The organism is Aquimarina megaterium XH134 (assembly GCF_000520975.1).
Classification (GTDB): domain Bacteria; phylum Bacteroidota; class Bacteroidia; order Flavobacteriales; family Flavobacteriaceae; genus Aquimarina; species Aquimarina megaterium.
Genome location: NZ_JACB01000082.1, coordinates 1 through 14,998, shown reverse-complemented (window position 1 = coordinate 14,998; position 14,998 = coordinate 1). Strand labels below are relative to the sequence as shown.

Here is a 14,998-nt window from a genome sequence, read left to right as displayed (position 1 = left end):
CCAGGAAATAGTAATCCAGATGTATTAGTAGTAGGGGCAATGAGTCCTTGTGCAGAGCGTAAAAATCCAAGTTCTTGTGATGGAGAGAATAGATGGGGGAGTTGTTATGGTACCCAATTAGATATTGTAGCTCCCGGAGTAAAAATGCCTACTACAGATAGGCAGGGGATAAATGGGTATTCTACATCAGATTATACGCAAACTTTTAACGGAACTTCATCGGCATGCCCGGTAGTAGCAGGAGTAGCAGCACTAATATTAAGCGTTAATCCAAACTTAACATTTGGTGAGGTGAATACGATTATCGAACAATCTGCTCAGAAAGTAGGGACATATACATATTCTACTACTGGAGGACGACCCAATGGAACTTGGAATAATCAAATGGGGTATGGTTTGGTAGATGCACATCAAGCTGTATTATTAGCTCAAAGTTGCCAGGATAACCTTACGATTAACCAAAATGTGCTTTCTGGTCAAACAGATATTCAGGAAGCAAAAAACACAATTACAGCTACCAATGTTATTTTTAGTGGAGGAACTGCGGCATATGATGCAGGAACTTGGATTCACCTAAAAACTGGGTTTAGTGCTAAATCAGGATCATCCTTTAGAGCATATATAGAAGGATGCTCTGGAAAAGGAGCTGTTGAACAGGAACCAACTAGCCAACAAGAAGTTATTACTTATGAAAATATTAGTATAGAAAATAATGCTTTAGAAGTATTAGAGATGGTTAAAGTGCATCCTAATCCAACTAAAGGTATAGTAACGATTAATAGTAAAAAGCAAATAGCCTCATGGAAACTGAATGATTATATGGGTAGATATGCAGGGAAATCGAAATTGAAAAGTAACTCTTCTTACAAAGATCAACTTAATATGAGTCATTTGCCAGCAGGATTATATGTGTTAAAGATTACTTTGGCCAATGGTGATACAGTATATAAGAATATAGTGAAGAATTAATTAAAGAATAAATAAACTCAATCTGTCTATAACATCTCCTAATATACTACACATTGATTTAAAATATCATGTAGCATCTCTGGAGGTGTTATAGACAGATAAAGGTTTATGAGAAAAAAATGTTTTTGATATGTAATGACGAATAATATAAAAACCTATTTTTCAAACTGATATTTATACAAAGTAGCTTTATGATGATTTGTTTTTTCGTCAGTTATAAAGAGAATAGAATCGTTTTTAAAACAAATTCCCTCTTTTTGAGAATTATGCTTTAATGCTATTTTTTGAATATTTCCATCAAATAGATTATCGCCCTTAAAATTACTGAGCAAGAATACTTTATTATGTGTGAGAAGGGCAATTTTATCTTCAGATCGATTGATTGTGGCTCCGGTGATAAGACAATTAGAATAATTTTTGCAGGTTTCATACACTCCAATTAGTTTGGCCATATGTTTTCCTGGCGTGGCAGAAACCCGATATAGCTTAGTAACTCCTTTTGATTTTTTTCCTCTGTTTTTAGTAAATAAGTAGAGGTTACCTTTGAAGTGTACAAAAGCTTCAACATCAAAATTTAATCTTTTTTTCTTAGGTGGAAATTTCTTTTGATCTTCAAAAATGAATTCAATTTTTGAGGTAACAATAGTATTTGATAGAATTCCTGAAACTTTATAAATAACTAAATCTTTTCGGTCATTAGCATTATTGCCAAAATCGCCAATGTAAATATTGTCTTCTTTGTCATATGCAAGATCTTCCCAATCTATATTTTTGGTTTCGGAGATTTTGATCTCACGTACTATTTTTCCTTTTTGATTTAGACAAAACAATGTATTGCTATTACCAGAATCATTTATAGCATACAAATTGTGATCAGATAACATAGTGATACCTGATATTTCGTGAAGAATTTTGGGTAAAGTATTAACTTTTATTAAATCTGTATTCTTATCCTTTTGACAACTAACAGTAGCAGTCATCAAAAGGATAAGATAAGAGAGTTTTACTATTTTAGCTTCTATGATTCCAGGCATTAAGCATCCAACTTGTTTTCTCAATCTCTCCGATATACGTACCTGTAATATCCAGGGTTCCGTCATCTTTGGCATCTTCGGCAGCAGTAGTTACTATTTTTAATTGATTCAAAAGTGCGCTATGATCTTCAAGAATAGTAGCTACCATTTCGTGATCCGCAAGTGTTGTATCTGCTTCTTTAATATTAGAAAGATTTAGATAAGAGCTAAAATTGCTAACAGGTTTACCCCTAAGTGTTAGAATTCTTTCAGCAATTTCATCGATTTTCAGTTTAGCATCTTCATAAAACTCTTCAAACTTTACATGAAGTTCAAAAAAATGGGGCCCAGTGATATTCCAATGAAAATTTCTGAGTTTTTGATAATGCATATGATAATCTGCTAATAATATGTTTAAAGCTTCTATTGTTTTTATGTTTGAATTGCTCATAGTTTTTATCTATTGATTTTTTAATTTCAATACAAAATTATTATAATACAAGTAGTAAAGTATCAAGTTACAATAGTTAGTTGTAATAGGCATATTACTATAATTGATTTGTGATTTTCTTAAGAATAAAATCATAATATGCAGCATCGTGAGGAACATATGCAGAGGCTTTGATTGGGTCTTTAAGGATGTTTTTTAATTCATCAAGATTGATAAGAGTAAGATCAGAAACTTCTTCCTCCTGAAGCGTCAACGTTTTAATAGAAACATTAAGACGAGAAAGATATATATGATGAAATTCGTTGTCATAAAGATCAGGTCCGGGCATTTTTTCTGCTAAATATATTCCAATAAACATTAGATCATTTTTAGAAACAGACAAACCAATTTCTTCTTTAACCTCTCGAATCGCAGAATCCTCTGGTGTTTCTCCAGCCCCGACATGTCCAGCCACAGAAACATCCCACAAATCGGGATACGTATCTTTATTACCGGCTCGTTTTTGTAGTACGATTTTTCCCTGATCAGTAAATAACCAAATATGAACACTAGCATGATATAACCCTAATCGATGTGCTTCAGACTTTAGTTTTACTTTTCCAGTAAACTCTCCTGTTTTGTGAAGTATATCTATAAACTCATCTGCCATATTTGTTTTTTTAATTACGCATTCTTAATGGAAAATTAAAGGTATATTTTCAATGAATACCTTGCAAAAGTTAATTTTATCTATAATTAATATTAAATACTTGTTATATTTTTATTGCTAAAATAATATATTTATGCAAAAATAATATATATGAAGATTAAAACCTGTCCGAATTGCGGTTCACCTGAGTATATAAAAAGTGGGGTAATTAACCAAAGACAGCGATATCGATGTAAAGAATGTAGTTATTGTTTTACAGTTAATAAGCTGGGTAAAAAAATAGATGATTATTATGTTAACAAAGCATTACAGCTTTATCTCGAAGGATTAACATATCGTGAAATCGAACGTATTTTGGGGATATCCCATGTTAGTGTTATCAATTGGGTGAAAAAATACAATATTAAGAGGCCATATAACTCTCAATACCATCCTACCTATAAGATTTTAAATTCCTTAGAATTAGCTAATTATTTTCAATCTCCAGAGAATATCAAGGGAGCAGGGGTTATTGTAACAGAACTTGGAGATAAGTTTATGCTTATAAAATGGGAACGTTTTAAAGAATAACTATATTAATTAGCAAATAACTATACTAATTTTTATCACCCGACATAATTTTTAGAATTTTAGCAAGTGCACAAAACTACGCAAGTAGTACTAATCATTTTCTACAAATCAAATTCTTAAATTATGAAAAAACTCATATTACTACTTTTTTTAAGTAGCTTTTTGATTTCGCACTCCGTCTTTTCTCAAGGATCTCCAGACTATACAGGTGGTCTTAAAGTAAAGCTAAATGAATCTGGTTCAAAATACTTTAGGATTATTTCCTGGGCACAGTTTTGGGCAAGATATACAGATGACGTTCCCGATGATGATAGTAATATAGATTTCAGTATCCGTAGAGCACGTATTCTAATGTATTCTCAAATCAATAAGGATTTTTTGATTCTTACTCATTTTGGATTAAATAGTTTAAATGCTAATAATCTAAGCCCTGTGGGTAAAGGTGATAGTTCGCAACTTTTTTTTCATGGGGTCTGGGGACAATACAACCTTGGAGCAAATCATGCAATCGGTGGAGGATTACATTATTGGAACGGGATTTCTCGTCTTAACAATCAAAGTACACTTAATATTATGACTCTGGATAATAATCGACAATCCTGGGCACATATTGGGTTATCAGATCAATTTGCTCGTCATATTGGGATTTATGCCAAGGGAGCATTTGGCAAATTGCAATATCGTGTATCTGTTAATGAATCGATAACCAACAACCTTCAGGAAGGCACAGACCCTATTGCTAATGGTTCAGCAGTATATGCAGGCAGACGATTATTAGGATCTAAGGATGCTGGGAAGAACTTTGCAGGATATTTTGATTATAATTTTTTAGATCAGGAATCCAATTTCTTGCCTTATAAAGTCGGGTCGTATCTGGGAAGTAAAAAAGTATTTAATGTTGGTGCAGGATTCTTTTACCATCCCGATGGAAGTGTAATCGCAAATACAAATGGCACTCTCGAAGGAGAAGATGTAGCAATATTTGCAGTTGATGCATTTTACGATGCTCCTTTAGGAAGTAATGGCTCAGCGATTACAGCTTATGCAACATATCAAAATAATGATTATGGACAGAATTATACTTTAGGACAAACCTATGAAACAGGGTCTATGGTATATGGACATGTAGGGTATGTAATTCCTAATGCTAATAAAAAAATCAAATTTCAGCCGTATACATCTTTTAATTTGCGATCTATAGATGCTATTGATGATAATGCAACAACATTTGGTGTTGGGGCTAATGCGTATTTTAGTGGTCATAACTCTAAGTTAACCTTAGAATATCTAAACATAAAATATGGTGATAATGATGCGCAAAGTTTTGTTACCTTACAAGCAATGATCTATCTCTAAAACTTAATAACTATGTCAGAAAAACAACAAAAAGCCAGTGCCTACTGGAAAGAAAATGTTAAATACTTATTCATTTTACTCGCAATATGGTTTGCTGTGTCATACGGTGCAGGAATACTTTTTAAAGATGCGTTAAACCAATTTCATATGGGAGGTTTTCCTTTAGGATTCTGGTTTGCACAACAAGGTTCTATCTATGTGTTTGTGATTCTAATCTTTGTCTATGTTCGGTTAATGAACAAATTGGATAAGAAATATGGTTATGACAAAGAATAAGAAGATAGAAAATTACATGAATTTGGTTAGGACAAGATCCTACTTTAATTCACACAATTTCTAAGATTATAAACAACTAAAAAAATATATTATGAGTGTTCAAATGTGGACTTATATTCTGGTAGGGTTAACCTTCGCTTTATATATAGGAATTGCGATTTGGTCGAGAGCAAGTTCTACAAAAGAATTTTATGTGGCCGGGGGTGGTGTATCTCCTTTAGCCAACGGGATGGCTACAGCTGCCGACTGGATGAGTGCTGCTTCATTTATTTCTATGGCTGGCATTATAGCCTTTTCTGGTTATGATGGCGCTGTATACCTAATGGGGTGGACAGGAGGATATGTGTTGTTAGCATTACTGCTGGCTCCCTACCTTAGGAAATTCGGAAAATTTACAGTTCCTGATTTTATCGGGGATCGATATTACTCAAAAACCGCAAGATCAGTAGCGGTATTCTGTGCGCTTCTCGTATCTTTTACCTATGTGGCAGGTCAAATGAGAGGGGTCGGCATTGTATTTTCCAGATTTCTGGAAGTAGATATTAATACCGGAGTTATTATTGGAATGATCATCGTTCTCTTTTATGCGGTATTAGGAGGGATGAAAGGAATTACATATACACAAGTTGCACAATATTGTGTGCTTATCTTCGCATTCATGGTGCCTGCTATATTTATATCAATTCAGATGACAGGAAATCCAATACCTCAGTTAGGATTTGGTGATACCATTGCAGATGGTTCAGGAACATATCTTCTGGATAAGTTAGATGGTTTGAGTACAGAATTAGGATTTTCAGAATATACAAATGGGTCTAAATCAATATTAGATGTATTTGCTATAACTTTGGCATTGATGGTCGGTACTGCAGGATTACCGCATGTTATTGTTCGCTTCTTTACTGTAAAGCGAGTTAGAGATGCTCGTAAGTCTGCAGGATATGCCCTTTTGTTAATCGCTATATTGTATACAACCGCCCCGGCCGTAGCAGTTTTTGCGAAAACAAATCTTATTGAATCTGTACAGAATAAACAATACGAAGAACTTCCTTTATGGTTTAAAAACTGGGAAGATACAGGTTTATTAGGTTGGGCAGATAAAAATGGGGATGGACAAGTACAGTATGCCAATGGTCATGCAGTTGAAGGAAATAAAAACAAACCGGTTTTTGACGGAAAAAATAGAGGAGAACATGGAGAGCGTAAAATTACAAATGTAAATGCTGCAACCAAGAACGAACTTTTTGTAGATCGTGATATTATGGTATTGGCAAATCCCGAAATAGCAAATCTCCCTAATTGGGTAATTGCTTTGGTGGCTGCAGGAGGATTGGCAGCTGCTTTATCTACAGCAGCTGGATTGTTATTAGTGATTTCATCTTCTGTATCTCATGATCTTATCAAGAAAATGATCAAACCAGATATCTCAGAAAAAGGAGAATTAATTGCAGCACGTCTTTCTGCAGTAGCTGCCGTATGTGTTGCAGGGTATTTTGGAATCAACCCACCAGGTTTTGTTGCAGCTGTTGTTGCTCTGGCCTTTGGTCTTGCAGCAGCTTCTTTCTTTCCAGCCATTGTGTTAGGGATATTCTATAAAAGAATGAATAAAGAAGGAGCTATTGCAGGAATGGTAGTAGGTATCTTATGTATGCTGCTATATATGGTAAAATACAAATTGGGATGGTTCGACGAAACACTACCTCCATCAAGCGAATGGTGGTTTGGGATTTCTCCAGAAGGATTTGGAGCCGTTGCTATGGTAATTAATTTTGTGATATCATTAGTGATTTCCAAGTTTACTTCGGCACCACCAAAAGAAGTGCAAGAGATTGTAGAAAATATAAGAATCCCTAGTGGAGCCGGAGAAGCAACACATTAGATGTATAGGCGTTAAACCTCACAGGTTTAAGATCTGTGAGGTTTAAAAGAAATATAATCTGCCTAAAAAAACGATAAGAATTAAAGTGTATAAACTCAAAAACTATAAATAACCAATAGAAGTATTCTCATGAAAAAACGTCATCAACAAAAACTGGTAGTACTCTCTATTGCATTGCTTTTTCTGTTTAATGTTCCGTTGATATTTATGTTTAACCATTTCGGAAGTATTTTTGGGTTCCCTATACTGTACTTTTTTGTATTTCTGATTTGGGCAATTTCAATTTTGATCTCTTTTATAATTTTGAAAAAGTTTTATGAATAGCTATGTATTAATATTCATAATTGTAGGATACTTGCTGCTTTTGTTCGGAATTGCTTTCTGGGCCGAAAAAAAAGCAAAAAGATCCTGGGTTAATAATCCTTATGTCTATACATTATCACTTGCGGTATATTGTTCTGCATGGACTTATTATGGTAGTGTTGGGATTGCAGCAACCTCTGGAGTTAGTTTTCTCACTACCTATTTGGGGCCTGTAATAGCTTTTCCAGTTTGGATTGTAGTCTTGAAAAAAATAATCAAAATTTCAAAACAACATAAAGTTTCAAGTATTGCAGATTTTATATCTCTTAGGTATGGTAATGATAGATTTTTAGGAGCCTTGGTGACTATAATATGTGTCTTGGGAGTATTACCTTATATTTCATTACAACTTAAAGCAGTTTCTGAGACTTTTGAGATCATTTCTAATGATCCCGTTAATTCTTCAGGAACAATTTTTGAAGACTCAACATTTTATATAGCGGTTTTGTTGGCAGTATTTGCGGCATTTTTTGGTACAAGAACGACAGATGCTACGCGACGCAGACAAGGAATAGTCTTTTCGGTAGCGGTAGAATCTGTGATCAAACTTATTTTCTTTTTAGGAGTAGGAGGGTATGTTACGTATTTTCTTTTTGATGGAACCACAGATATTTACAATCAAATATCGGTTATAGAAGACTTCGAATCATTAACTACCTTCGATAGCTTGGAGTCTGGTATCAATTGGTATTTTATGATTGCCTTGTCTTTTTTAGCAATTTTTCTTTTACCAAGACAATTTCACGTCTCTGTGATAGAGAATACGACCAAAAAAGACCTTAAAAATGCAATTTGGATGTTTCCTCTATACTTACTGTTGTTTAATGTATTTGTTGTTTTTATCGCCTGGGGCGGAAAATTACGATTAGGAGATATCGCAAACCCAGATTATTATTCATTATTACTTCCTCTACAAAACGGAGATGTGTTTTTAGCAACTCTAGTGTTTTTAGGAGGTTTTTCGGCAGTGATTTCTATGGTAGTTGTTTCTACATTGGCGTTATCAACTATGCTTAGTAATAACTTAATTATTCCATATGGATTTCTAGATAAATTTAGTAAAAGTCGTCCTGAGCGTAATGCCAATTATATTAAGAATATTAGAAGGATAGCTATTTTATGTTTGATATTAGGAGCATATTTTTTCTATATCAATTTTAATATAGAATTGTCATTATTCTCGATTGGACAATTATCTTTTGTTGTTATTGCGCAACTCGGACCTTCATTTTTTATAGGATTATTTTGGAATAGAGGATCTTCTATAGCTGCAAAAATGGGAATCATTACAGGAGCATTAGTCACAGGGTACACTCTTGTTTTACCTTTTGTACTAGATACAATATTTGGTAATATGAATTTTATCGTATACGGTCCTTTTGAAATCGAACTTTTAAGACCTTATGCATTGTTTGGTATAGATATCCTTAACCCAGTAACGCATGCATTTTTTTGGAGTATGTTTTCTAACGTTATTGTATATCTTTCGGTTTCCCTTTCTTTTAAAGGAAATTATAGAGAACGTAATTACGGAGAAATGTTTGTGGATAGCAATTATAATTCTTTGCAGGAAAATGCATTTGTATGGAAAGGAGAAGCCTATGTTTCAGATATCAGGAAAGTATTGAATCGATTTTTGGGAGAAGAACGTACAGAGCGTGCTTTGGATTTATTTTATCTTAAATACGATCTTCCTAAAAATGCTGAAGCCGCAGATGCAAGACTAATTAATTTTTCAGAAAAACTATTGACTGGTAGTATTGGTAGTGCTTCTTCTAGAATTTTAATATCCAGTGTAGTCAAAGAACAACCCGTTACCCTGGTAGAAGTATTAGAGATTTTAGAAGAAAATAAAAAGACGATTTCTACAAATAAATTTTTAAAACAAAAATCAGATGAATTAACTCAGCTTACAGATGAATTAAAAGAGGTTAATGAAGAATTAACACTTCATGATAAGTTAAAAGATGAGTTTCTGGATACAGTAGCGCACGAATTAAAAACCCCTATTACATCAATTAGAGCAGCATCAGAAGTGTTGTTGGATAGTCAGGATATGCCCGATGAGCTAAAAATGCAATTTTTAGATAACATTGTTCATGATTCAGAACGTCTTACTAAGTTAATTCATGATATACTGGATTTAGAAAAATTAGGATCTGGCAGAGAAATTCTAGATAAAAAAGAAAATGATTTATACCTAACCATAGAAAAAGCAATATTAGGTGTACGTGCAATTGCAGAAAAAAAGAATATAAAAATTAAGAATTCAAAACCTTCAGAAATTTTAGTTGCCAGATATGATGAAGACAGAATTCTTCAGGTATTTACTAATGTGCTTTCTAATGCAATTAAATTTGTTGAAGAAAAAAATGGAGTTATTAAAATAGTATCAAAAAAAAGGAAAGATTATATTCGTATTAGTATAGAAGATAACGGAAAAGGCATTCTTATCGAGGATATGAAACATATTTTTGATAAATTTTACCAGTCCAAAAACCAAAACGTAAAAAAACCAGCAGGTAGTGGTTTTGGTTTAGCTATAAGTAAGCAGATTATAGAAGGGCATAATGGAAAAATATGGGCCGATAAAAATTGCAAAACAGGAGCTAGATTTATTATTGAAATTCCTGATGAGCACAAGTAGTAAATAATAAACATAAATAAATTTTGAATAAGAAGAAGATATTAATTGTTGATGACGAACCAAATATTGTAATGTCTTTAGAGTATACATTCAAGAAGAATGATTTTGAGGTTTTTATTGCTCGGGATGGGGGCGAAGCTATCGAAATATTAAAATCACAGATTCCCGATGTAGTGCTGTTGGATATTATGATGCCAAACGTAGATGGATATCAAACCTTAAAATATATAAGGTCAAATGCTGAAACAAAGAATATTAAGGTGATATTTTTGACTGCAAAAAATAAGGCTTCAGATATTCAAAAAGGATTAACAATGGGAGTAGATAGGTATTTAACAAAACCATTTTCAATAAAAAAGATCATGGCAGAAATCAATGAGCTTATTGCTTAAAATAACCGAATGAATCTTAGTCTTCAAAACAAGATGCAGCTATTTTTAAGTTGTTTGCACCTTAATAATAGTTACTTGTCGATAATTTTTTGACGATGACATGTTTTAAAAGAATTTAATAGACCAAAATTAGAAAATCACAGATCATGGAAATAAAAGACACACTTCAGCTTAGTTCTTTTGCTGAGTATAAAGAAGCATATCAGGAGAGTATTAGTAATCCTGAAAAATTTTGGGATGCCATAGCAGAAAAGTTTTATTGGCATAAACGATGGGATAAAACATTAGAGTGGGATTTTACAAAACCCGAAGTAAAATGGTTTGAAGGAGGTAAATTAAATATTACAGAAAATTGTCTGGATAGGCATTTAGAGAAATTTGGAAATAAAACAGCCATTATTTGGGAGCCTAATGATCCAACAGAAGAATCCCGTCATATTACTTACAAGCAACTTCATGTAAAAGTTTGTCATTTTGCTAATGTTTTAAAAAATAATGGAATTAAAAAAGGTGATCGCGTTTGTTTATATATGCCTATGATCCCAGAATTAGCAATAGCTATGCTGGCCTGTGCACGAATTGGGGCAATACATTCTATTGTATTTGCAGGATTTTCGAGTACCGCTATAGCGAGTCGTATTAATGATTCAGAATGTAAAATGTTGATCACTGCAAACGAAGTGTATAGAGGAGCAAAGCCTGTAAAACTGAAAGAGATGTGTGATGAGGCTTTAAAAACTACACCTTCTATAGAAACGGTTATTGTATACAGAAGAACGGTAGAGCCAACACCAATGCAAGAAGGTAGAGATAAGTTTTGGTTTGATGAATTGCAAAAAGTAGAAAAAGAATGCCCGGCAGAAGTGATGGATGCAGAAGATATGTTGTTTATATTATATACATCTGGTTCTACTGGTAAACCAAAAGGAATGGTACATACCATTGGAGGGTATATGGTGTATACTACCTATACTTTTGCCAATGTATTTCAATGTGATCATTTTGCCCCTACGGGACAAGATATACATGCCAAAAAACAAGATGATGTTTATTGGTGTACAGCAGATATTGGTTGGATTACTGGACATTCGTATATAATTTATGGGCCATTGGCTGCTGGAGCAACAACTGTAATGTTTGAAGGAGTACCAAGTTATCCCGATTATGGTCGTTTCTGGGAAATTTGTGATAAACTTAATGTAACCCATTTTTACACAGCACCAACTGCAATTAGAGCACTAGCGAAGCAACCACTAGAATTGGTAGATAAACATAATCTTTCTTCTATTAAGGTTCTTGGATCTGTAGGGGAACCAATAAATGAAGAAGCATGGCACTGGTACAATGATAATATCGGAAAAGGAAATTCACCTATAGTAGATACTTGGTGGCAAACAGAAACAGGAGGAGTGATGATTTCACCATTAGCAGGGATTACACCAACACGACCAACATTTGCTACATTACCCTTGCCAGGTATTCAACCCGTTTTGATGGATGCTGAGGGAAAAGAAATAGAATTTAAATCGAAAAGCTCAGAAGGAAGATTAGCAATAAAATTTCCTTGGCCATCTATAGCAAGAACAATTTATGGAGATCATCAGCGATATAAAGATGTGTATTTTTCTACATATGAAAATATGTATTTTACTGGTGATGGAGCATATAGAGATGCAACAGGCAATTATAGAATTACAGGTAGAGTAGATGATGTGGTTATTGTTTCTGGACATAATTTGGGAACTGCACCTATAGAAAATGCGATCAATGAACATCTGTCGGTTGCAGAATCTGCAATTGTTGGTTTTCCTCATGATGTAAAAGGAACCGCTCTGTATGCATATGTTACTCTGTATAATGATCAAGTAGCAGATGAAGGATTGATAAATGAAATTAGAGAACAAGTGTCTAATACTATTGGGCCAATTGCAAAACCAGATAAAGTTCAGTTTGTAAGTGGATTGCCAAAAACAAGAAGTGGTAAGATTATGAGAAGGATTTTGCGCAAAATAGCATCTAAAGATACTTCTAACCTGGGAGATACGTCTACGCTATTAAATCCAGATGTAGTTCAGGAGATAATGGATAATGTGGTATAAAAGAGTATATATTAAAAAGCCCTTGTATCTACAAGGGCTTTTTAATACATATGTAGTTATGATTAATTACTTTTCAAAATAACTAAAAGACTCTCCTGATTTTATAGAAAGTAAACTTTCATAAATCAATTCTATAACATTTTCTACATCTTTTCTGTGTACCATTTCCACAGTAGTGTGCATATAACGCAACGGTAAAGAAATTAGAGCAGAGGCAACACCACCATTACTGTATGCAAATGCATCAGTATCTGTTCCTGTCATTCTGCTAGATGCCATACGCTGAAAAGGAATCTTTTTCTTTTCTGCAGTATCGATCAATAATTCTCTCAACCTATTTTGAACCGCAGGAGCGTAAGAAATTACAGGGCCATCACCAATTTTGGTTTCTCCTTGTGTCTTTTTTTCTATCATTGGGGTAGTGGTATCATGACAAACATCGGTCACAATAGCTACATTGGGTTTAATTGTATGCGTGATCATCTCGGCACCTCTTAAACCAATTTCTTCCTGTACAGAATTAGTGATATATAAACCAAATGGTAATTTCTTTTTGTTTTCTTTTAGTAAACGAGCTACTTCTGCAATCATAAAACCTCCCATTCGGTTGTCAAGCGCACGACAAACAAACTTATTTTTATTCAGAATAAAAAACTCGTCAGGATAAGTAATCACACAACCAACATGAACTCCAAGTTTTAATACTTCTTCTTTAGTATTACATCCTACATCAATACATATATTTTCAAGGGTTGGAGCTTGCTCTTTTGAGCCTTTTCTAGTGTGTATAGCAGGCCACCCGAAAACACCTTTTACAATACCTTTTTTGGTATGGATATTAACCCGTTTCGAAGTTGCGATCTGGTGGTCACTTCCTCCATTTCTAATCACATAAATTAACCCATTATCTGTAATATAGTTTACATACCACGAAATCTCATCAGCATGTCCCTCGATTACAACTTTATATTTTGCTTTTGGGTTAATTACACCAACAGCCGTTCCATAAGTATCTGTTATAAATTCATCTACATAAGGTTTTAAGTAGTTCATCCAGATTTTTTGTCCTTCCCATTCGTATCCTGTCGGAGCAGGATTGTTTAGATATTTTTCAAGAAAAGTCAGGGATTTTTTATTTAGAATACTCTTTTTTGCCATAGTATTATTTCATTTTATTGCGAAAATAACAATATTCACATTCATTTTACAGTTTACAATTGGTTAATTATTAATTTTGGAACAATTTTAGAAAGTCTCATAATCTATTATGATAAAACATTTGGTATATATTATCTTGGTAATGCTAACTTCTTTGAGTAATGCCCAAAAGAAAGATCAAAAACTTTTGGACACCTCTAAGGTAGATACTACAGGTTATGTGCAATACTATATTATCGAAGGAGATACAATTCCTCATGAGGCTATTGACCTTGATGAAGTAATTATTTTAGGGAGGTTAAATTTTAAAGATAAACTGGCAAGAAGAAAATATCTTATTCTACGACGTAAGACTAGAAAAGTGTATCCCTATGCAAAGTTAGCTGCAGATAGACTAATATCTCTTAATGAACGATTAGAAAATATTGACTCCAAGAGAAAAAAGAAGCGATACATAAAAATGTTGCAGAAGTACATGGAAGAAGAGTTTACCAAAGAATTAAAAAAACTTACTCGTACTGAAGGACAGATCTTGGTTAAATTGATTTATCGACAAACAGGTAAAACAATGTTCGAGTTAGTAAAAGAATATAGAAGTGGGTGGAGAGCTTTTTGGTATAATAATACAGCCAAACTTTTTAATATTTCTTTAAAAGAGAAATACGATCCTATAAATGTAGAAGAAGATTATTGGATAGAGGATATATTACAGCGAAGTTTTCAATCAAGTATTTTAAAAGAACAAAAAACAGCTTTAGATTTTAGTTTTTATGATTTAAGAAATAAATGGTCTGATATATCAAAAACAACTTCTTCTAAAAATTAATTTCGGGTATTTCCCCAGAAAAAAGGGACCGGGCTGTACGTTGTATCTTTTGTTGTATAGTAGTTTATTTTCTTTATAGATGTAGGATTAAAAACTGTAGTTTTTTAAATTGTTTAGGACCAACAAAAGGATGCCACTTCCATCCCTAATACAAAACAATATATTATATAACCACATTTAGGTATTTAAACATAGAAAAAGTATCAAAAATCTATTTCTATTTTGATTAAATTTCTTATCTTCGCTTTCTATCTTTTTTAAAATCAGCATATTCCTTATTTTTTGTAAAAAATTATACCAAAAGGTGTTGTTGTTTTAATAAATGGTTATATGTTTGCACCCGCAAAACG

13 protein-coding genes are annotated in these 14,998 nt (G+C 33.3%); 9 read left to right on the top strand and 4 right to left on the bottom strand.

Annotated elements, in window-relative coordinates:
• Window positions 1-969, top strand: a 969-nt coding sequence (locus Z053_RS29460; RefSeq protein WP_035097061.1) for a 3-coathanger stack domain-containing protein, incomplete at its 5' end; no start/stop codon positions are given.
• A 155-nt stretch (window positions 970-1,124) separates the two neighbouring features.
• Here Z053_RS29460 and Z053_RS0126880 read toward each other — a convergent pair.
• The 3 genes from Z053_RS0126880 to Z053_RS0126870 form a co-directional block, all read right to left on the bottom strand.
• On the bottom strand, window positions 1,125-2,003 hold the full coding sequence (locus tag Z053_RS0126880; RefSeq protein ID WP_051476158.1) for an NHL repeat-containing protein: 879 nt from the start codon (window positions 2,001-2,003) through the stop codon (window positions 1,125-1,127).
• Complete coding sequence (locus tag Z053_RS29455; RefSeq protein ID WP_035097059.1) at window positions 1,981-2,433, bottom strand: Dps family protein; 453 nt, start codon at window positions 2,431-2,433, stop codon at window positions 1,981-1,983. Before Z053_RS29455 ends, Z053_RS0126880 begins: the two co-directional genes overlap by 23 nt.
• Window positions 2,434-2,530: 97 nt before the next feature.
• Window positions 2,531-3,082 carry an NUDIX hydrolase gene (locus tag Z053_RS0126870; protein ID WP_025668071.1) on the bottom strand — a complete coding sequence of 184 codons (552 nt, stop codon included), beginning with the start codon at window positions 3,080-3,082 and terminating at the stop codon, window positions 2,531-2,533.
• Window positions 3,083-3,232: 150 nt separating this feature from the next.
• On the opposite strand from Z053_RS0126870, the gene Z053_RS0126865 reads away from it, so the two are divergent.
• From Z053_RS0126865 to acs, 7 genes are all read left to right on the top strand, one after another.
• Window positions 3,233-3,652, top strand: coding sequence for an IS1/IS1595 family N-terminal zinc-binding domain-containing protein (locus Z053_RS0126865; RefSeq protein ID WP_025668070.1), 420 nt, complete (start codon window positions 3,233-3,235; stop codon window positions 3,650-3,652).
• A 123-nt stretch (window positions 3,653-3,775) separates the two neighbouring features.
• On the top strand, window positions 3,776-5,008 hold the full coding sequence (locus tag Z053_RS0126860; RefSeq protein ID WP_025668069.1) for a hypothetical protein: 1,233 nt from the start codon (window positions 3,776-3,778) through the stop codon (window positions 5,006-5,008).
• Window positions 5,009-5,020: 12 nt separating this feature from the next.
• Window positions 5,021-5,284: a DUF4212 domain-containing protein gene (locus Z053_RS0126855; protein WP_025668068.1), complete on the top strand. Its 264-nt coding sequence runs from the start codon at window positions 5,021-5,023 to the stop codon at window positions 5,282-5,284.
• 91 nt (window positions 5,285-5,375) lie between these two features.
• Complete coding sequence (locus Z053_RS0126850) at window positions 5,376-7,163, top strand: sodium:solute symporter family protein (RefSeq protein ID WP_025668067.1); 1,788 nt, start codon at window positions 5,376-5,378, stop codon at window positions 7,161-7,163.
• Between the two features lie 316 nt (window positions 7,164-7,479).
• Entirely contained in the window at window positions 7,480-10,173 is a 2,694-nt protein-coding gene (locus Z053_RS0126845; protein WP_025668066.1) for an ATP-binding protein, read from the top strand.
• Window positions 10,174-10,196: 23 nt separating this feature from the next.
• A complete protein-coding gene (locus Z053_RS0126840; protein ID WP_025668065.1) occupies window positions 10,197-10,565 on the top strand; it encodes a response regulator transcription factor in 369 nt (122 codons plus the stop codon).
• A gap of 146 nt (window positions 10,566-10,711) precedes the next feature.
• Window positions 10,712-12,664, top strand: a complete 1,953-nt coding sequence (gene acs / locus Z053_RS0126835) for an acetate--CoA ligase (RefSeq protein ID WP_035097055.1) — start codon at window positions 10,712-10,714, stop codon at window positions 12,662-12,664.
• A 66-nt stretch (window positions 12,665-12,730) separates the two neighbouring features.
• Here acs and Z053_RS0126830 read toward each other — a convergent pair whose 3' ends face one another.
• Entirely contained in the window at window positions 12,731-13,822 is a 1,092-nt protein-coding gene (locus Z053_RS0126830; protein WP_025668063.1) for a M42 family metallopeptidase, read from the bottom strand.
• Window positions 13,823-13,934: 112 nt separating this feature from the next.
• On the opposite strand from Z053_RS0126830, the gene Z053_RS0126825 reads away from it, so the two are divergent.
• Window positions 13,935-14,648, top strand: a complete 714-nt coding sequence (locus tag Z053_RS0126825; RefSeq protein ID WP_025668062.1) for a DUF4294 domain-containing protein — start codon at window positions 13,935-13,937, stop codon at window positions 14,646-14,648.
• The last annotated feature ends 350 nt before the right edge of the window (window positions 14,649-14,998 follow it).

What these genes read in the sequence shown, in the direction of transcription:
- Z053_RS0126870 (WP_025668071.1), bottom strand. Translation starts at nt 3,082, where the DNA reads ATGGCAGATGAGTTTATAGATATACTTCACAAAACAGGAGAGTTTACT.
- Z053_RS0126845 (WP_025668066.1), top strand. Translation starts at nt 7,480, where the DNA reads ATGAATAGCTATGTATTAATATTCATAATTGTAGGATACTTGCTGCTT.
- Z053_RS0126880 (WP_051476158.1), bottom strand. Translation starts at nt 2,003, where the DNA reads ATGCCTGGAATCATAGAAGCTAAAATAGTAAAACTCTCTTATCTTATC.
- Z053_RS0126850 (WP_025668067.1), top strand. Translation starts at nt 5,376, where the DNA reads ATGAGTGTTCAAATGTGGACTTATATTCTGGTAGGGTTAACCTTCGCT.
- acs (WP_035097055.1), top strand. Translation starts at nt 10,712, where the DNA reads ATGGAAATAAAAGACACACTTCAGCTTAGTTCTTTTGCTGAGTATAAA.
- Z053_RS0126830 (WP_025668063.1), bottom strand. Translation starts at nt 13,822, where the DNA reads ATGGCAAAAAAGAGTATTCTAAATAAAAAATCCCTGACTTTTCTTGAA.
- Z053_RS0126855 (WP_025668068.1), top strand. Translation starts at nt 5,021, where the DNA reads ATGTCAGAAAAACAACAAAAAGCCAGTGCCTACTGGAAAGAAAATGTT.
- Z053_RS0126865 (WP_025668070.1), top strand. Translation starts at nt 3,233, where the DNA reads ATGAAGATTAAAACCTGTCCGAATTGCGGTTCACCTGAGTATATAAAA.
- Z053_RS29455 (WP_035097059.1), bottom strand. Translation starts at nt 2,433, where the DNA reads ATGAGCAATTCAAACATAAAAACAATAGAAGCTTTAAACATATTATTA.
- Z053_RS0126860 (WP_025668069.1), top strand. Translation starts at nt 3,776, where the DNA reads ATGAAAAAACTCATATTACTACTTTTTTTAAGTAGCTTTTTGATTTCG.